The sequence below is a fragment of the Chryseobacterium sp. CS2K3 genome (genome assembly GCF_059515185.1).
Map to the genome: position 1 here is coordinate 287,298 of NZ_JCAKRW010000004.1, position 19,341 is coordinate 306,638.

General features: G+C 33.7%; 16 protein-coding genes. 9 read left to right on the forward strand and 7 right to left on the reverse strand.

The genetic code is table 11. The features are described 5' to 3' along the window. Positions 1–176 precede the first annotated feature (176 nt). The 3 genes from kdsB (at position 177) to AC5YGG_RS08755 (ending at position 2,266) form a co-directional block, all read left to right on the forward strand. A complete protein-coding gene (gene kdsB, locus AC5YGG_RS08745) occupies positions 177–899 on the forward strand; it encodes a 3-deoxy-manno-octulosonate cytidylyltransferase (RefSeq protein ID WP_496144130.1) in 723 nt (240 codons plus the stop codon). A 93-nt stretch (positions 900–992) separates the two neighbouring features. Continuing rightward, positions 993–1,655, forward strand: a complete 663-nt coding sequence (locus AC5YGG_RS08750) for a histidine kinase (protein WP_496144131.1) — start codon at positions 993–995, stop codon at positions 1,653–1,655. Positions 1,656–1,690: 35 nt separating this feature from the next. Further along, positions 1,691–2,266 carry a glutathione peroxidase gene (locus AC5YGG_RS08755; protein WP_496144132.1) on the forward strand — a complete coding sequence of 192 codons (576 nt, stop codon included), beginning with the start codon at positions 1,691–1,693 and terminating at the stop codon, positions 2,264–2,266. 126 nt (positions 2,267–2,392) lie between these two features. Here AC5YGG_RS08755 and AC5YGG_RS08760 read toward each other — a convergent pair whose 3' ends face one another. Then, the gene (locus AC5YGG_RS08760) at positions 2,393–3,052 is read right to left on the reverse strand and encodes an NAD(P)H-binding protein (RefSeq protein ID WP_496144133.1); all 660 of its coding nucleotides are present in this window, start codon (positions 3,050–3,052) and stop codon (positions 2,393–2,395) included. Positions 3,053–3,194: 142 nt separating this feature from the next. On the opposite strand from AC5YGG_RS08760, the gene AC5YGG_RS08765 reads away from it, so the two are divergent. The 3 genes from AC5YGG_RS08765 (at position 3,195) to AC5YGG_RS08775 (ending at position 7,983) form a co-directional block, all read left to right on the forward strand. Further along, complete coding sequence (locus tag AC5YGG_RS08765) at positions 3,195–3,548, forward strand: MmcQ/YjbR family DNA-binding protein (RefSeq protein WP_496144134.1); 354 nt, start codon at positions 3,195–3,197, stop codon at positions 3,546–3,548. Positions 3,549–3,567: 19 nt separating this feature from the next. Continuing rightward, positions 3,568–7,323, forward strand: coding sequence for a DUF3857 domain-containing protein (locus tag AC5YGG_RS08770; RefSeq protein ID WP_496144135.1), 3,756 nt, complete (start codon positions 3,568–3,570; stop codon positions 7,321–7,323). A 168-nt stretch (positions 7,324–7,491) separates the two neighbouring features. Beyond that, on the forward strand, positions 7,492–7,983 hold the full coding sequence (locus AC5YGG_RS08775; protein ID WP_496144136.1) for a hypothetical protein: 492 nt from the start codon (positions 7,492–7,494) through the stop codon (positions 7,981–7,983). Between the two features lie 47 nt (positions 7,984–8,030). Here AC5YGG_RS08775 and AC5YGG_RS08780 read toward each other — a convergent pair whose 3' ends face one another. Continuing rightward, on the reverse strand, positions 8,031–8,951 hold the full coding sequence (locus tag AC5YGG_RS08780) for a bifunctional riboflavin kinase/FAD synthetase (protein WP_496144137.1): 921 nt from the start codon (positions 8,949–8,951) through the stop codon (positions 8,031–8,033). Positions 8,952–9,158: 207 nt separating this feature from the next. On the opposite strand from AC5YGG_RS08780, the gene atpD reads away from it, so the two are divergent. From atpD to AC5YGG_RS08795, 3 genes are all read left to right on the forward strand, one after another. Continuing rightward, a complete protein-coding gene (atpD, locus tag AC5YGG_RS08785) occupies positions 9,159–10,667 on the forward strand; it encodes a F0F1 ATP synthase subunit beta (protein ID WP_065397992.1) in 1,509 nt (502 codons plus the stop codon). A gap of 100 nt (positions 10,668–10,767) precedes the next feature. Beyond that, positions 10,768–11,049, forward strand: a complete 282-nt coding sequence (locus tag AC5YGG_RS08790) for a FoF1 ATP synthase subunit delta/epsilon (RefSeq protein ID WP_496144138.1) — start codon at positions 10,768–10,770, stop codon at positions 11,047–11,049. A gap of 85 nt (positions 11,050–11,134) precedes the next feature. Further along, positions 11,135–11,956: a hypothetical protein gene (locus AC5YGG_RS08795; RefSeq protein ID WP_496144139.1), complete on the forward strand. Its 822-nt coding sequence runs from the start codon at positions 11,135–11,137 to the stop codon at positions 11,954–11,956. 646 nt (positions 11,957–12,602) lie between these two features. Here the strand turns inward: AC5YGG_RS08795 and AC5YGG_RS08800 are convergent. The 5 genes from AC5YGG_RS08800 to AC5YGG_RS08820 all read right to left on the reverse strand — a co-directional run bounded on the left by AC5YGG_RS08800 (position 12,603) and on the right by AC5YGG_RS08820 (position 19,332). Continuing rightward, positions 12,603–14,792 (reverse strand): B12-binding domain-containing radical SAM protein, encoded by a 2,190-nt coding sequence (locus AC5YGG_RS08800; RefSeq protein WP_496144140.1) that lies wholly within the window; start codon positions 14,790–14,792, stop codon positions 12,603–12,605. A gap of 345 nt (positions 14,793–15,137) precedes the next feature. Next, on the reverse strand, positions 15,138–15,872 hold the full coding sequence (locus AC5YGG_RS08805; protein ID WP_496144141.1) for a polymer-forming cytoskeletal protein: 735 nt from the start codon (positions 15,870–15,872) through the stop codon (positions 15,138–15,140). Positions 15,873–15,988: 116 nt separating this feature from the next. Next, complete coding sequence (locus AC5YGG_RS08810) at positions 15,989–16,867, reverse strand: DMT family transporter (RefSeq protein ID WP_496144142.1); 879 nt, start codon at positions 16,865–16,867, stop codon at positions 15,989–15,991. Between the two features lie 72 nt (positions 16,868–16,939). Continuing rightward, positions 16,940–18,211, reverse strand: a complete 1,272-nt coding sequence (locus tag AC5YGG_RS08815) for an aminotransferase class I/II-fold pyridoxal phosphate-dependent enzyme (protein ID WP_496144272.1) — start codon at positions 18,209–18,211, stop codon at positions 16,940–16,942. Between the two features lie 83 nt (positions 18,212–18,294). Continuing rightward, positions 18,295–19,332, reverse strand: a complete 1,038-nt coding sequence (locus AC5YGG_RS08820) for a PLP-dependent cysteine synthase family protein (protein WP_496144143.1) — start codon at positions 19,330–19,332, stop codon at positions 18,295–18,297. Positions 19,333–19,341 lie beyond the last annotated feature (9 nt).

Consider the following 19,341-nt stretch of genomic DNA (forward strand, 5'->3'; position numbering starts at 1 on the left):
TGAAAATTAGAAATTGCAGTATTTGCCAAGAGACTTAAAAAGAATACCACAATTTATGGAACAAACTAAAATAGTTTTCACTACTTTTGATCTGAATATAGACTGTTATTCCCTTATTTTACGATAAAAGAGTAGCAGACTTTAAATTAAAAAGACTTAATTAATATTTCTATTAAATGAAAATAATCGCTGTCATCCCTGCGCGCTATCAGGCAAGCCGTTTTCCGGGGAAACTTATGCAGATTTTAGGAGACAAAACAGTTATTACCACTACTTATCAGAATGTATTGGAAACCAATTTATTTGATGAGGTTTTTGTGGCTACAGACTCTGAAATTATCTTTGATGAAATTGTAAACCACGGTGGAAAAGCCGTTATGACAGGACAGCATGAAACAGGAAGTGATCGTATTGCCGAAGCAGTACAGAATATCGATTGTGATATTGTGATCAATGTTCAGGGGGATGAACCATTTCTTAAACTGGAGCCTTTACAACAATTAATTGAAGTCTTTAAGAATGACGATCAGCAGGAGATTTCATTGGCATCTTTAAAAATAAAACTATCTGAAAAAGAAGAAATAGAAAACCCGAATAATGTAAAAGTAATCACAGATAATAACGGTTTTGCATTATATTTCAGCCGTTCTGTAATTCCTTTTCACAGAGAAATTTCTTACGATGTAGACTATTTTAAACATATCGGAGTATATGCCTTCAGGAAAGAGGCGTTACTACAGTTCTCAAAACTGGAAATGAAACCCCTTGAAATCTCTGAAAAAATAGAATGTATCCGCTATCTTGAATATGGAATGAAGATCAAAATGATAGAAACCAATTTCGTAGGAGTAGGAATAGATACTCCGGAAGATCTTGAAAAAGCAAAGAAGTTAATTTAATTGAAATCATGCGAATTTGCACTTAGCTCACTTTTTCAGCCTTTTTGCAATTTTGCTCAATTCCCCTTATATTTGAAATTATAAATAAAATTAATGAAGAAGTTACTGTTAGTATTTGGACTGGTATTTTCACACTTAACATTTGCCCAGACCGCAAAGGAAATCATAGATAAAAACATTGAATTATCCGGAGGTTTAACGAACTGGAAGCTTTTAAACTCAGTGTTGCTTCAGGGAAAAGTAGTGTTGGGGATCAAAGATGAATACCCTATAAAAATTTATCAGCAGCGTCCAAACCTTACCAAAACAATCATTACAATCGGAGGAAAAGAAACAGCGATAGAAGGCTTTGACGGAAATAAAGGGTATGCCATGAACTATGCTGCCAATAAACTTCAGGAATATCCTGAATATGTACCGGAAAGTTTTGATAATGACTTCATTGATTGGGAAAATAAAGGGTTTGATGCCAAATATCTTGGAAAAGAAAAAGTAGGAGAGATCTACTGCCATAAGGTAGAGCTTACCAAAAACGTAAATAAGAATATGTATTATTTTGATACAAAATCTTACATGCTTTTAAAAGAAGTAAAAAAAGACGAAACCGTAATATATTCTGATTATAAGAAAGTTGGGAATCTTATCATGCCATTTAGAATAGAATCTTCAAGCTCTAAGAAAGATGGAGATTATGTAATGCTGTTCAATAAGATTGACGTTAACAAAGTTTTCCCTTCCAATATTTTTAAGTTTTAAATCAATAGCAGTCTGACTGCATAAATTTATAAGAAATGAAAAATATTTTTTTAATGCTGTTTGCATTCGTTGCTTTACTGCAAAGCTGCACCAATCAAAAAAGTGAAATTTCTAAAGCTAAAACCACAGAACTTATGGGAAAAACAATATACGACTTCAAAGTAGAAAGCCTTGACGGTAAGGAAATCAACTTTGCAGATTTTAAAGGAAAGAAAATCCTTATTGTAAATACAGCATCAGAATGCGGATTTACCCCGCAGTATGCAGATTTGGAAAAATTGTATGAAGAATATAAAGACAAATTGGTAATCGTAGGTTTTCCAGCGAATAATTTCGGAGGACAGGAACCGGGAACCAATGCTGAAATCGGAACTTTCTGCCAGAAAAATTATGGAGTAACATTCCCGATGGCTGCAAAAGTTTCTGTAAAAGGTGATGATACAGCACCGATCTTTAAATATCTTACAGAAAAAGATCTGAATGGAGTGAAAAATTCAACCATTCTTTGGAACTTTACGAAATTTCTGATCGATGAAAACGGAAAGCTTATTGATTCTTATGTAAGTACTACAAAACCAACCAGTGAGTCCATTACAAAGCATTTAAAATAAATAGATAGATTTATAAAATAGAACGCGAATGATAATTCATTCGCGTTTTTATTTTGGATAAGATTGATTAAAAATATCGAATTTGATGTAACGCTTTACGTTAATAGTAAATAAATAGGCATAAAATTAAGCATCAATGACTTTGTCCGCAAAACAGAAAATATTTCCCAGTTTGATACTTGAATAGCCATTGCTTTTAATTTTAGAAGAATTAATCATTGCTTTTGCTAAAATATCAGTAGGTAAAGGTTTTTGGCTTTCCAATAATCCAAGCTTATTGGCAAATTTTATAATTCTGCTGCCTAAAACTTCACCCGTTCTTTCAGAATCTTTCCGCTCCAGCATTCCGGGTTTGAAAATCGTAATTTTATTGAAATGTAACTGTTTTACAGCTTCTTCCAATTCACCTTTCATTTTAGAATAGAAAATCTTAGAGGCAGGATTTGCTCCGTAGGCGGAAACCAAAACATAATCTTCCACATCATTTTCCCTTGCGGCTTTGGCAAAATCATACTGATAATCAAAATCTACTTTTTTTTGAGCTTCTTTACTCCCTGCATCCTTTAAAGTAGTTCCCAGACAGGAAAAAGCAACATCACCTTTTACCATTTGCTTCCACTCGTCAGGTTTTTCAAAATCGATGACATGAACCTTAAGCTTTTCATTATCAATATCCACAGGTTTTCTTACAAAAATATTTACTTCCTCAAAATCTTTATCATTGAGTAACTGATTGACTAAATCCTTTCCTGTAGCGCCTGTAGCACCGATTACTAAAGCTTTCATAACAATATAGTTTGATGTGATGATATTTCTTTCTTAAATTTACTAAATTTGAATAAAAGATGAAAGAATAATTTAAATCCTTAATTTTATTCTCTAAACTTATTGATCATTAATTGCCTGTTACTTATTACTAATAAAACTCATGGATGCCAACGAAATTTTAGAATATTGCCTTGCTAAAAAAGCAGTTACGGAAAGCTTTCCTTTTGATAATGAGACACTCGTATTAAAAGTAGATACTAAAATGTTTCTGTTGATGGGGCTGGAAAGGCAGCCATTGTCTATTAACGTGAAAACAGATCCGGAATGGAGCGCAGAGCTTCGGGAACAATATCCGCAGATTACAGGAGCTTATCACATGAATAAAACCCATTGGAATTCTGTATCTGTAGATGGGCTGAAAAGGGAGCTTATTTTTAAACTTATTGATCATTCTTATGATTTGGTATTTAAATCTTTAACCAAGAAAATTCAAAACACAATCCATAATTCTTAAAAAAACTAAACTAATAAACATGAGAAAAATTTTGATCTCGGCTGTCTATTTCCTGGCAGTCGGAGCATTTGCCCAGTCAAAGGACCACTCTAAAACGTGGGAACTTTTACTGAATAATAAGAGAAATGAAGCAAGAAACTATTACGATAAAACCCTTCAATCCCAAAAACTTAAAAACTTTGAAACTCTTTTTCTGGATGCTTTGATAGATCAGGAAATGGGGAAATTTATTTTTGATGAAACCTTTATCAAAAATTTTGTCAGTATTACTGATGAAGAAGCTTATCTGTATCCTATCGTCAGGGAGAAATTTATGATTGGTAATGTGGAAGAGAGCGGATATGATGATTATACCTATAAGAAGGCAGATATTCTTTATGAAAGTAAGAATTTCCAGCATCTGAACGGAGCTATAGAATATAAAACCTATTTTGATTTCCTGAGAAATAACATTAAAGGATCTGCAGAAGCACTTGCAAAGTTGGGAAGAATTGATAAATGGCAGTATGCCGGAGTTTTCGAAAACCTAAATGGCAGTGGAATGGATAACGAGTATGAACCCGAAACCTATGCCAAAAATGATAAACTTTTCAATACCGGAAATTTTGGAAATGTAGGTTGGTATAACAGGAAATATCCTGATAATGATGGGTTCAACTTTTTCTTTAATGAGCTAGAATACGGAAGAGGAATCATATATGCACAAACTTTCATTAATAATCCGGAGGAAAGAAAAGTCCTGTTGGAAGTGAATGCAACCAATGAACTCAAAGTTTTTCTTAATGATGTCGAAATATTATCCAGTACCAAAGACGGCTATACTTCCGCAGGATCACATCTCGTAGAAGTTGTATTGCCAAAAGGAATGAATCGTCTTCTTGTTAAAAATGATTCACAAACTAATAAAATAGCAGGATTACTGGTGGTTCCTTTTGATACAAATTATCAGAAAATCAGGGATCTGATGTATTTTGATACTTATCAGGAGTACAACAAGAGTACATTCGCACAGCTTCAGCCAAAAGAATTAGAATTAAAATTTGAACAAAGACTGAAAGAAAAAATAATACAGAATCCGGATGATTTCATTTATGAATTTATTCTCACCTTAGGCTATATTAATAATCAGCAGAATGATAAGGCAAAAGAGAAAATAGATGCTTTTATTCAGAAATATCCTAAATCATCCCTCATTCAGAATGTTCTTTCCCGATATTATGCTAATTTGGATGATAAAGTAAAAACCACGGAAATTTTAAAAAATATAGAAGCAAATGATCCTGAATATTATCAGGTTCCGGTCATGAAAATAGCAGATGAAAGCAGTTCAAGCACCATGAGTCTTCAGGATCTGGAAAAATATAAAGCTATTCTTACTAAGACGAAAGCTAAAGCTATGGTAGATCTTTTTGATATGATCATAGCTGCAAGAAATCATGATCTTGAGAAGATGAAGCAGCATGTGGCAAGCATTAAAACAGCATTTGCCAATAATGAAAAATATTTCGTTTTATTTACATCGCTGGAGGAAGCTGAGAAAAAAGATCAAAGCAGTATCATTAAAAAGCTTGAAGACTTTCTTGCCACAAGAAACAATATTGAGATCATGTATTCACTATTGGATTATTACGAAAAATCCAACAGAATAGAAGATGAAAAAAAACTTCTTAAAAGATTTATAGATACTTATCCGTCCCTAAATATATTAAGAACCAAATATGTTTCTCTTTTACAGGAAGATCCTAAAAATCCTGAGATTATGAAGCAGATTGATGAAGGGCTTGCTAACTTTCCTTATTCATATTCACTGCTTGCTTTAAAAGCGGAGATCATGGCATTACAGAAAAATAAAGACGAAGCTGTGAAATATGCCAAAGAATCACTTGCACACAATGCGGAAAATGAGCGTATGTATAAGCTGATTAGAGATTTGGGACAGACAGAGGATGAAATAGATCAGGTGGCTGTTAAAGACTTGAAAAAATTAGCCCAGGAAAGAAGAAATAAAGGCGTAAAAGGAAAAAAAGGAGTTACTACATTACTTGATGAATATATTGTGAACGTATATCCCGAAGGTGGTTTTAAGAAAAGAGTTACTTATGCTTATGAGATTACTTCAGAAAATGGAATTGAAGAACTTAAAGAATATTACATCAATTATTATGATGATGTAATAAAATCTGAAATCATTAAACCCAACGGAAACATTGTTCCTGGAGAAAAATCAGATGATCAGATTGTATTTACCAATCTTGAAGTAGGAGATGTGGTGCTGATACAAAGAGAAAGTATTGAAAGACGTGGTGGACGTTTTTATAAAGATTTTAATCTGAGTTCTTATTTTAATTCAGAATATCCTGTGGTGGAATCTGTTTTTACGGTAATAACACCCGAAAATATGCCTTATCAGGTAAAAACTAACAATGCAGAAGTAGCTTCAACTCAGAAGAAAATAGGAAATAAACTTTTCCAGACGTGGAAACTTAATAACCTCCCAGAAGTAAGTTTTGATGAAAATTATACTCCGACTTACTATGATGCAACAATTTCAGTTACAGCAAACTCAATAAAAACATGGCAGGAAATAGCTAATTGGTATTCGGACCTCACAAGAAAAAGCCTGGTTTCTGACAGAGTGGTAGAAAAAGCTTTCGCAGAAATATTCCCTAATGGTGTTTTAGGCATGAAAGACACGGAAAAAGCAGAGAAAATTTATAATTATATTGAAAAAAATGTGACCTATAGCTCTGTAGATTTCCGTCAAAGCGGATTTATCCCACAAAAACCCTCAAAAACATTGGTAACAAAGCTGGGAGACTGCAAAGATTTATCCACTTTATTCGTTATTCTGGGGAATCAGGCTGGATTAAAATCAAATCTTGTACTGGTACAGACCAATAACAACTCGCCACAACGCCTTCTTTTACCGAACCTGAGTTTTAATCACTGTATTGTAAAAGTACAGCTGGACGGTAAAGAAACCTTTCTTGAAATGACAGATAAATATCTTCCTTTCAATGCCATTGTAAAAGGAAATTATAAAGCAAAAGCACTGGTAATCTCTACCGATAAAAATAATAAAACTCCTGCTCAACTGATTGATATACCTGCTGATAATAATACAAAAAATCTTTTCAAATCAGTGAGTGAAGTGCAGATTAACGGAGATGATCAGAATTTTGTACTCAGACAATATACAATGGGAGAAACGAAAAGTTACTACAATAATTTGTTCCAGAGCTCACAGACTGAAGAAAACCGTAAAAAAAATATGGAAAAAGAATATGTAGGCACTCTAGACAAGATGATCAGTGTAAAATCTGTGAAATTACTAGATGGAAGAGACCTTACATCCAAACCTTTATCCTATGAGGTTCAGTTTAATATCAATGATAAACCCCAATCTGTAGGAAGTTTAAAAATTATGAAGATTCCGTTCTTAACCAAACCTTTTACCAAAGATATTGTTGCAACAGAAAAAAGGAATACCGATATTCAGTACACGCAATATGAAAGGCAGAATGAATATTTTGAGGAAATATATCTCAATATTCCTGAAGGGATGAAATTCATAGAAATTCCAGAGAATAAAACCCTTGCATACAATAATTTTAATTATTCCATTAATTATCAGCTGGAAAAAAATAATAGATTAAAAATTACAAGAAGTTCTCAAACACCTTGGGATAATATTAAAAAAGAGCAATATCCTGAGTTTAAAAAATTTGTAGAAGATGCTATTAATGCAGAAAATCAGATTTTAGGATACAAATAATAAACTTATTAACCGGATCAGCAATGATTCGGTTATTTTTTTAAATTTAGATTGATAAAAATCCTGTTAAAAATTCTATTATATATTGAGAATTGTGATTCAGGTACAGATTTTGTTGTCCAATAGAGGTGAATTAAATAAACCTTTATTAATTTAAAATAGAAACAAATGAGAAATCACCTTTTATTATTCATGGTAGCTGGCGCATTAACGTTATCAAGCTGTAATAAATCTGAGAAGAAAGACCCGTCCGCTACAACTGCGCCCGAAACTACTGAAAATGTAAAATCTGAAACTCTGAAGATAGAATTTACAGGATCAGAGACTTTTACAATTAAAAACCCTAAGCTTAAAGTGAGCTTATATGGTATAAGTGAAGGCTTACAGGATGCTCCTGCAACATTGATTACCGAGAAAGAAGTAGAAGGAAAAGCCATCCCTTTTACTATTGAACTTCCGGTACCTGCTGATGCAGAAAGTAAAATCAATCCTAAACCTACAAACGGTGCCAAATATTATATCGCTACAGAATGGGATTCTGATGGAAACGGAAAAGCTAATGAAAAAGGAGATATCTTCATAGACCATGATAAGGAATTTCCCAATGTGAAAATAAATAGTGAAACACCACAAAAAATTTATGTGAAAACATTGAAATAAATAAAAAAATAAACGGCTATTTAGTACTGAATAGCCGTTTTTATATTTTAGAATTTAAATTCTGCAGTTAACCGTTTATCTTCATCAAGTCTTTCGATAAGCTTTTCCAATCCCTCAAACTTGATTTCATCATGAAGGAAATCCCTGAACTTTACCGTTATTCTTTCATCGTAGATATCATCATTAAAATCAAGAATATACACTTCCACTGTTAATTTTTCTCCATTTACCGTAGGATTAGTTCCAATGCTCAGCATTCCTTTATAGTGTTGACCTTTTACGTCAACTTCTACAATATAAGCACCTTTTTTAGGTAAAAGCTTAATAGATTGCGTATCAATATTAGCGGTTGGATACCCAATTGTTCTTCCGATTTTCTTACCATGAACTACCGTTCCGGAAACAGGGTAGGAGTATCCCAGCATTTCATTGGCTTCTTTAATATTCCCTGTTAAAAGAGCATTACGAACCTTCGTAGAGCTGATATTGTTTTCATGAATATTGATAGCCTCCATTTGTTCTACCTCAAAATCAAGCTCTTTGGACAGCTTTTGAAGAAGTTCAAAGTTTCCGCTTTTATTTTTTCCGAAAGAATGATCATATCCTATAATAAGATATTTCACATTAAGCTTATCAATTAAAATCTGGCGCACAAATTCTTCACCGGTTAAATTCCTGAACTCTTCATCAAATTCTTTCAGGAATAAATTATCAATACCATATTTATCAATCAATTGCTGCTTTTCTTCTATGGTATTCAAAAGCTTTAAATCCTCATTAGGATTAAAAACAAACCTTGGATGTGGCCAAAAAGTAAGTATGGCAGTTTCCAGATTGTTAGCTGCTCCTACATTAATAAGTTCGTCGATAATACTTTTATGTCCCAGATGTACTCCGTCAAACATACCTAAAGATAATGCTAGAGGCTTTTGAGAGGAATAATCTTTAAAATTTTTAAAAACTTTCAAAACGGAAAAATTTTGACTGCAAATATAGATATAATGTAACAATCTATCAATATAACAATGAATCAATATTTTTTACTGTTAAATAGGGTTGTGAGATTGGTAAATGGCTACTTTGGCAAATTTGTAAAAAGTATGATAAAAATCTTTTTTTTACCAATTGCGGGTTTATGAAGAATCACTATATTTGCACCAAGAAAAAATTTAGCAATGGCAAACCAAATTAAAGGTAAAATTTCTCAAATTATTGGTCCGGTAATCGACGTTGTCTTCACAGATGTGGAAGCAGTTCCTGCAATCTATGACGCGTTAGAAATTACAAAAGAAAACGGTGAAAAAGTAGTTTTAGAGGTAGAACAACATATTGGCGAGGATACAGTAAGATGTATTGCAATGGACGCTACTGACGGTCTTAAGAGAGGTCAAGATGTAATCGGATACGGAAATCCTATTACTATGCCAATCGGAGAGGCTGTAAACGGAAGACTATTCAACGTTGTTGGTGATGCTATCGACGGACTTCAAGATATTTCTAAGGATGGTGGTCTTCCAATTCACAGACCAGCTCCAAAATTTGATCAATTATCAACTTCAGCAGAAGTTTTATTTACAGGTATTAAAGTAATCGACCTAGTTGAACCTTATGCAAAAGGAGGTAAAATTGGATTGTTCGGTGGTGCAGGTGTAGGTAAAACAGTATTGATCCAGGAGTTGATTAACAATATTGCAAAAGGACACGGAGGTCTTTCTGTATTCGCCGGAGTAGGTGAAAGAACGAGAGAAGGAAATGACCTTTTGAGAGAGATGCTTGAATCAGGAATTATCAAGTATGGTGATGATTTCATGCACTCTATGGAAAACGGAGGTTGGGATCTTTCTAAAGTAGACCTAGAGGCTATGAAAGATTCAAAAGCAGCATTCGTATTCGGACAGATGAACGAGCCGCCAGGTGCAAGAGCTAGAGTAGCACTTTCTGGTCTTACATTAGCTGAGTACTATAGAGATGGTGGAGAAAGCGGACAAGGTAGAGATGTACTTTTCTTCGTAGATAACATCTTCCGTTTTACACAGGCTGGTTCTGAGGTGTCTGCACTTCTTGGTCGTATGCCATCAGCGGTAGGTTACCAACCAACTCTTGCTTCTGAAATGGGTGCGATGCAGGAAAGAATTACTTCAACTAAAAATGGTTCAATTACTTCAGTACAGGCAGTATATGTACCTGCGGATGACTTAACTGACCCGGCTCCTGCGACAACGTTTGCTCACTTAGATGCAACAACAGTACTTGACAGAAAGATTGCTTCATTAGGTATTTACCCAGCGGTAGATCCATTAGCTTCTACTTCAAGAATCCTTGCTCCAGAAGTTATCGGTCACGATCACTATAACTGTGCTCAAAGAGTAAAAGAAATTCTTCAAAGATACAAAGCGCTTCAAGATATTATCGCGATCCTTGGTATGGAAGAACTTTCTGAAGAAGATAAAGCAGTTGTTTACCGTGCAAGAAAAGTTCAGAGATTCTTATCTCAGCCTTTCCACGTAGCAGAACAGTTTACAGGTATCCCAGGATCATTAGTAGATATCAAAGATACTATCAAAGGATTCAACATGATTATGGATGGTGAATTAGATCACTTACCAGAAGCTGCTTTCAACTTGAAAGGAACAATCGAAGAAGCTATCGAAGCAGGACAAAAAATGTTAGCTGAAAACGCTTAATAAATTAGACATAAGATTCTTAGACGTGAGATGAGAGACATATAATGTTTGTCAAAATCTTTTAATCTTTCAATCTTTTAATCTTTTAATCTAAATTAAAATGAATATAAAAATTTTAACACCAGAATACGTAGTTTTTGAAGGAGAGGTTAACTCTGTATTATTGCCTGGAAAAAATGGTGAATTCCACATCATGAAAAACCACGCAGGAATCGTTTCTTCATTAATCGGTGGTAAGGTAAAATTATTTACTAATTCAGTAGATGAAGCTTATGCTAAAAACCTTACTAAAGAAAATGATAAAGACTCTGTTTTTTCTTATGCTATCAAAAGCGGTGTTGTAGAATTTAATCACAACAAAGGAATTATCCTTTGCGAATAATTAAATGAAAAGCTAAATATATTTTCAAAAAAGTGTAACTTTGGTTACACTTTTTTTATTTCATTTTGTGTAAAAATCTGATTCTATGAAGAAAAGTATAATCATATTCTTTACAATACTGGGAATTGCCCTCTCCAATGCCCAGAATATTAAGACCAAAAGAGGGATTATTAATTTAGACGGAATTCCTGTTGCTAAAATATCAAATAAGTCCAATGAATATATTTTTATGGACTTAAAAGAAACACCTCTATATACAATTAAATTTATTGATAAAAGTATAGTAGACTCTGTGAGAGACAGCTATATTCAGATCAATAGAGTGTATAACAGGGATAAAACCATCGAAGTAGATTATATTTCGCCGTCTGCATTTTCCGGTGAAGAAAAGTCAGCAGTTTATACATCAATAAAAGGATTCAAAATCATTGATAATATGGGAATCAATGTAAAAAATCTTGATGATTTGTTTTCCAATGTACCGAAAAGAAAGCTTGATAATAAAACAAAAGATGCTTATACCGTCAGAAAAAAGATAGATAAGCTAAACCTTGAGGTGAATAAAGTTGGCGAAATCCTTAGTAATGGTGTTCCGGTAGGATATTTTACCAATTTGCCAGTTAGCTTTGGTTCCGATGATAAGATTATAGAGAAAAGCTTTATTGATATTGAAATTTATGATGCTAAAAGTAAATATATCGGAAAATATATTACCACTACAAAGCAGTTAAAAACCGCTGGCGGAAAATCATTTACCCTGTATAAAGAAATGTCAGGAAGGGCATCTATTCTAAAGTATCCTACTTACAAAGCAATTGCTGAAAGAATAGCCATTATGGATCCGAATTTTATTAAAATACAGGAAAAAGTATCGGTAGGACCTGTCTCAAAAGATACACCTAATTAATGTATTCCACGCAAAAGCATATAAAATAAACCCTTTGAAAATCTTTCGAAGGGTTTTTCTTTTTATCCAGATGGCACATATTTTTTTCAACTAATACACGAATTTTTCTTTTTTACAGTATAAAATAGTGCATAATCATCTGCAAAATCCGCGGAAGTTTTTTGAATTTTGTCATTAAGTAAGAACCTAAACATTGTAAAATAGATGGCTGATGATAATGGATAAAAACTTAAAATAGGAGTAAGAAGAATCTACTATAAATCCTCAAAATAATTTTAAGGTTTCATTTAAGTTTATATAATCTCACTTCATTCGTGCATTCGTGGCTGATATTTTTTGCCACGAATGCACGAATTTTTTTTAGTATATATAATAATTTTACTCTTATATTTTTATTTTTGGGGTCTTGTCATTCTGTAAGAATTCAAATAGAGATATTACCGAAGCTAATTAAATTTCCTAATGAATAAAGATTATTCTATTATCATAAAAGATATGTGAGGTTAAAGGTCATTCAATAGGAATGGGTTTTAGTCCGTTTAATAATAAACGATAAATTTCATTTGGCTTCCCAAACCCAAGATTAAACGTAAAATGTATGAAAATTTTCGAAATTTAAAAATCCTGATGAAAAATTAACCTGATTTTATAAACTTAAAATAACGCCGTTTTCTTTTAATTGTTGCATCGGTTTTGAGAACCAAAACAATTCAAAATCTTCAAAATTTTCTTCAAACTGATGCTTAAGTTGTTGAGCTGTAGGTTTTTTCTGGTTTTCAATAGAATTCTCTTCCAATATATTCATCAGCCATTCTGCTTTCTCCAGTTCCATTTCAACCTTTACAATATTGGTTTTTAAGTGGAATGTAAGAAGCGTGTATGTACCAGAATATTTCTTTTTATTTTTTACGCGATTCTCAGCGATTACGTTTTTCGTTAAAAATACAACTTTTGAGTTTCCTTTAAAATTAAACTGCCCATCGTCTAAAAGACAATCATGAATATAATCCGGATGAATCTGAGTTCTTGGAATTTTAAAATCAAACCATTCCTGAAGCGGAAGTTCGAAATTGACTCCATGCATATAATTGAACAAAGATTTTTTTAATCCAAAGCTAAACTTATTATGATCAATTCCTGTTTTATCTTTAAAGTCAACATCATTGTTGGCAAACAAAATTTCCTGCTTTACGGGAACAACATCAAAATTTTCAGGATTCATTCCCACAGGTGAATGAGCAGTCATTGCAAATTGATGCCAGAAGCCACTTTGAAGAATTCCCATTTCAAACATTTGTCTTACCATTTCCAAAGAGTCAACGGTTTCCTGAACGGTTTGAGTAGGGTAGCCATACATCAGATAAGCATGAACCATAATTCCGGCTTCTGTAAAATTTCTTGTTACATTGGCAACCTGTTTTACGGATACTCCCTTATCAATCAATTTTAAAAGTCGGTCACTTGCTACTTCAAGACCTCCGGAGACAGCAACACAGCCGGAAAGTTTCAGTAAATAGCAAAGATCGCGGGTAAAGCTTTTTTCAAAACGGATATTGGTCCACCAGGTAACCACAAGTTTTCTTCTGAGAATTTCAAGGGCAACTTCTCTCATCAAAGCGGGTGGTGCGGCTTCATCTACAAAGTGAAAACCAGTTTCCCCTGTTGTTGTAATAAGTTCTTCCATTCTGTCAACCAAAATTTTGGCGGAAATGGGTTCGTATATTTTAATATAGTCCAAAGAAATATCACAGAAAGTACATTTTCCCCAATAGCATCCATGAGCCATTGTCAGTTTATTCCATCTTCCGTCACTCCATAAACTGTGCATGGGGTTGGCAATTTCAATGACAGAAATATATTGATCCAGCTTTAAATCTGTATAATCCGGAGTCCCGATGTCGGCTTGTTTATAATCATGTCTCTTAGAGTTATTTTTATAAACAACCTCTGCATTTTCCAATAGAAATGTTCTTTTATATTCTGCTGTTTCTACTGGTGTTTCCAAACTTTGATGTAAAAGTTCAATAGGCAATTCACCATCGTCAAGAGTGATAAAATCAAAGAATTCAAATACTCTTTGGTCTTTTACTTCTCTTAATTCTGTATTGGGAAAGCCGCCGCCCATTGCAGTTTTGATATGTGGGAAATTTTTCTTTATAAGCTGTGCGCATTTGAAAGCAGAGTATAAATTTCCAGGAAATGGTATCGAAAAGCAAACTAATTTAGGCTGAACCTTTTCTATTGTTTCACGAAGAATAGTCAGGGTAAAATCATCAATGAATGTTTGCGGGTCAGATAATTTTGAATATAATTCATCAAAGGAATTAGCACTTTTCCCTAGACGTTCAGCGTATCTGCTGAAACCAAAATCAGGATCAATATTTTCAACAATATAATCTGAAATATCCTCCAGATATAAAGTGACAAGATGTTTTGCTTTATCCTGTAAACCCATATTACCAAAAGCAAATTCCATATCATCCAATTGGTTGAAACGGGAAGCTTCAGGCAGAAAGTTCATGCTACAGATTTGCCTTGCGAGTGTCGGGCTTTTTCCTTGTAAAAAAGGAATAACCTGATCAATAGTTTTTAAATATTCTTCTCTTAATGCATAAATTCTCTGAGAGTTTTCAGAGGTATTATGAATATCAATTTCTTTATTGAAAACCTTTTGTAGCCCACTTTTTGAAAATAATTCCAAAATAACATCTATTCCCAAATCAATCTGATAGCTGGAAATATTTTTAGTATTTAAAAACCCTTTAATATAAGCAGTTGCCGGATAAGGAGTGTTAAGCTGGGTAAAAGGCGGGGTAATAAGAAGTAGGTCTTTCAACAGAAATTTTTTGCAAAGTTATTCTAAAGTTTTTTTAGAAAAAAATTTTTTGCTCTGATTATAAACAGGTCTAAATGGTGTTGAAAAAATTCTCCCGCAGATCTAATAGGTTCCGTAGATAAAATGAATTGAATTATGTGAAAAGTGGAGTATGATATTGGAGATTTTTTGACGCAAAGGTTTTATGAAGGGTGCTACCTATTTTTAAGGAAGCAAAGTTAGGAATCAATTTCATTGATTCATTCTAAGCGAATGCATAAATATAGAGGTTCTTCAGCGACAAAGTCGCACTTCTTTTGCTTCCTAGAATAAGGCGTTAGAATAATTAGAACTTTGCGTCTAAAATTATTTAAATACTGAATCAGGTGGATGATTAGTGATAAAATTAAGAAAAGACTTTTCATCAAAATAACCATTCTCCTCTAGAATTGCAGGATTCAAAAATTCGGCTTCATTGGATCCGTCTAAAGTTATCTTTTCAATATATCTTCCTGCTTTTCCTTCTATTACATTATGAAGACTTATTAAATATTTTGAATGAATGCTGCCTTGAGCAACGGTGTACTGTCCGTTTTCAGCAATCAATGATGTGGTAATATTTCCATCAATATAAGTTTCATGATCATTGCCGGATGCGCCAAAGAGGACTTCACAAGTAATATTTCCTGAACAGTATAATGAACCATTAACAATGATATTTTTTGCTTGTATATTTCCGGTAACAATAAGGAAAATATATTCTTCAACAAAAAGATCTCCGGAAAGAACAATATCCTGATCAAACAAAATTACTTTAAATCCTTCTTCATCCCCGGTTGTTAAATCAAGAGACTCTGAGTTTTTATTTTCAGCAAGTATAATTTTAGGAAGTTTATCTTCATCCGTTGATGTTTCTTTTATCTTTTGTACAGTTTCTATATCCAATATTTCTAGAAATTCTGAAAGATCTTCTTCATCTAAGGTCTGATCTCCAAATAAAGAAAAATCTAAAGTTGATGAAACTGTTGTGTGAAAATTTTCTGATTGCTTATTAAGATAAGTATATAATTGATCTTTTGTAAGTTGTTGCAGTTCTTTCATTGAGCTTTGTACTATTTTATCTCTTTACTTTCAAATAGGAAAGTGCAATATAAGAAAATATAAACCCCGAAGAGCTTCAATTTTTCGGGGATATTTTATAATGTATTTGAATGTATTTAAGCATGGGCTATATTTTTCCGGTCAGAGATCACATTCAAAATAACGCCTAGTAAAATAAGTGTAATCCCGATTAATAAATTGGTTGTGAATTGTTCGTGAAACATGAATACACTTACCATGACAGCAACTACAGGTTCAAGTGCTCCTAAAATGGCAACGGGAGTAGAACCGATATATTTAATTGCATATACAAGACACAAACTGGAAATTACCGTTGTAAGGAATGCAAAAATAAGGAAGTTAATAAAAAGTGTTGTTGAAGGAATAGCAAATGATTGATGTCCTATAACAGATTTGGTCATAAAAAATAAAGAGGTAAAAAGCATAGAGTAGAAGGTAAGCTTGAACCCTGAAACTTTCAATTTTGATTTGTTAACAATCACCATATAAAGAGCATAAAATAATGAACTAAACATCACAATTCCTAACCCTGCAAAGTTAATTTCAAATCCATTTCCTTTAAGACATAAAACAATTACCCCTGCAAAGGCAAGAAGAAGTGAAACGATAGATAATTTTGTAAGCCTCTCCTTATAAAAGAAAAACATAATCAGAGCTACAATTACCGGATAGATAAAAAGAACTGTAGAAGCAATTCCCGGTGTAAGAAAATCATAACCTATAAACAGAAACTCTGAGGAAAGGGCATAACATATTCCGAGAATAGCAAGGATCAAAGCTTCCTTTTTATTAATTCTAAATTTTTGTTTGGAATAGATAAGATAAGCACCCACCATTAACGCAGAAAAGAAAAATCTGTAAAAAAGTGTAATGTCCATTGAAAAATGAGCCTGCTTGATCGGCAAAATAAAAATGGGGATCAACCCATATGAAACTGCCGATAAAACGCCCAATAAATAACCCTTAAGTTTCATTTGCTATAGTTTGTAGTTTTTAAAATAAAAAACCACTGAATTAATCAGTGGTTTTTTTATGTTGTTTAAAGATTAGATCGGTTTAAAACTTAATCCTTGTTCCTGCAGTAATATTTGTTCCTGCTCCTTATAGTAACCACTTACTAATTTATCGTGAATTGCTTCAAATGCGGCAAGAGTTTCATTAATCTCTGAATCCGTATGTGAAGCGGTAGGAATTAATCTTAAAAGAATCATCCCCTTAGGAATTACCGGATATACTACCACAGAGGTAAAGATTCCGTAATTCTCTCTCAAGTCTTTTACCAGTAGAGTCGCTTCTACAGGAGTTCCCTGCATCATTACCGGCGTTACACAAGTATTGGTATCACCAATATTGAATCCTCTTTCTCTTAATCCGTTTTGTAGTTTTCCTACATTTTCCCAAAGTTTAGCTTTGATTTCAGGTCTTGATCTCAATAGCTCTAATCTTTTTAAACCTCCGATTACCATTGGCATGGTAAGAGATTTTGCAAAGATCTGTGATCTAAGGTTAAATTTCAGGTATCTGATGATTTCTTTGTCACCCGCAAGGAATGCTCCGAAACCAGCCATTGATTTAGCAAAAGTAGAGAAATATACATCAATCTGATCCGTACAGTCTTGTTCTTCACCTACACCAGCTCCTGTTTTACCTAATGTTCCGAAGCCATGAGCGTCATCCACTAAAAGTCTGAACTGGTATTTTGATTTAAGTTCGCAGATTTCCTTGATCTTTCCTTGTTGTCCTCTCATTCCGAAAACTCCTTCAGTAATCACAAGAATACCTCCTCCTGTTTCTTCAGCTACTTTCGTTGCTCTTTGAAGATTTTTCTCAAGACTCGCCATATCGTTGTGCTTATAGGTAAATCTTTTACCTGAATGAAGTCTTACTCCATCCACGATGCAGGCATGAGAATCCATATCATAAACAATTACATCATTTCTGCTTACCAAAGCATCAATGGTAGAAACCATCCCCTGGTAACCGAAGTTCAATAAATATGCTGATTCTTTTTGTACGAAGTCTGCCAATTCTCTTTCCAACTGAAGGTGCTGGTCTGTTTCTCCAGACATCGCTCTTGCTCCCATTGGATAGAACATTCCGTATTCTGCAGCCGCCTTTGCATCTGCTTCTATTACTTCAGGATGATTACACAATCCTAAATAATCATTGGCACTCCAGAAAATTACTTCTCTACCCTGAAATTGCATCCTAGGACCGATAGGTCCTTCAAGTCTCGGGAAAATAAAATATCCTTCTCCGTAATCTGCAAATTGTCCAAGAGGTCCTGGATTTTCTTTTATTCTTTCAAAAATATCCAACATTGTATCGTAATTTTTAAGTAAAAAAGCCTTTTTTGTAGAACACGCAAAAGGCTTTATTTATATCGTGATTTTATTTATTCCTATTTAATAAACTCTGTTTTGAAAACTTCGTCATAGTTGTGAACACAGTTGTTGACAAACCCTTGTTCAGCCATCCACTTGTCGCTGTACACTTTTGTGATGTATCTTGAACCGTGGTCAGGGTATATTAAAACAATTACATCATTTTCTGTTAATTCATGAGATTGTGCGTACTGCATCAGTCCCTGAGTTACAGCTCCTGTTGTATAACCTCCCATAATAGCTTCTTTTAAAGCGATCTCACGGGTTCTGTAGGCTGCCATTTCATCATTTACCCTTACAAATTCATCCACCTTATCGAAAAGCAGGGCAGAAGGGATTAAATTTTTTCCCATTCCCTCAATCTGATAAGGATGTACATCTTCCTTGTGAATTTCACCTGTCTCGTGATAGCTCTTTAATATAGATCCGTCTGCATCCACCCCGATAATTTTAATATCCGGGTTTTTCTCCTTCAAAAACTTTGCTGAACCAGACAATGTTCCTCCTGTTCCGGTGCAGGCAAAAAGGTGAGTGATCTTACCTTCTGTCTGTTCCCAGATCTCAGGACCCGTAGTCTGATAGTGGGCATCAATATTCAGTTCATTAAAGTACTGATTGATGTAAATAGAATTGGGCGTTTCCAAAGCGATTCTCTTCGCTACTTCATAATAAGATCTTGGATCATCCGCAGGTACATTGGCAGGACATATATAAACAGTAGCTCCTAATGCTTTAAGATAAGCAATTTTCTCAGGTTTTGTTTTGTCGCTTACTGCGAGAATACATTTATATCCCTTAATGATACATACCATTGCAATAGAGAACCCTGTGTTTCCGGAAGTAGTTTCTACAACCACGGAATCTTCTTTCAATAAGCCTTTTTTCTCTGCGTTCTCTATAATATGAAGTGCGATTCGGTCTTTGGTGGAATGTCCAGGATTATATGATTCTAACTTGGCATAAACGGTTGCTGGAATATCTTTTGTAACAGTATTTAGCTTCACCATAGGAGTGTGTCCTATTAGGCCAAGAATATTATCGTAAACATTACTCATTATTTGTTA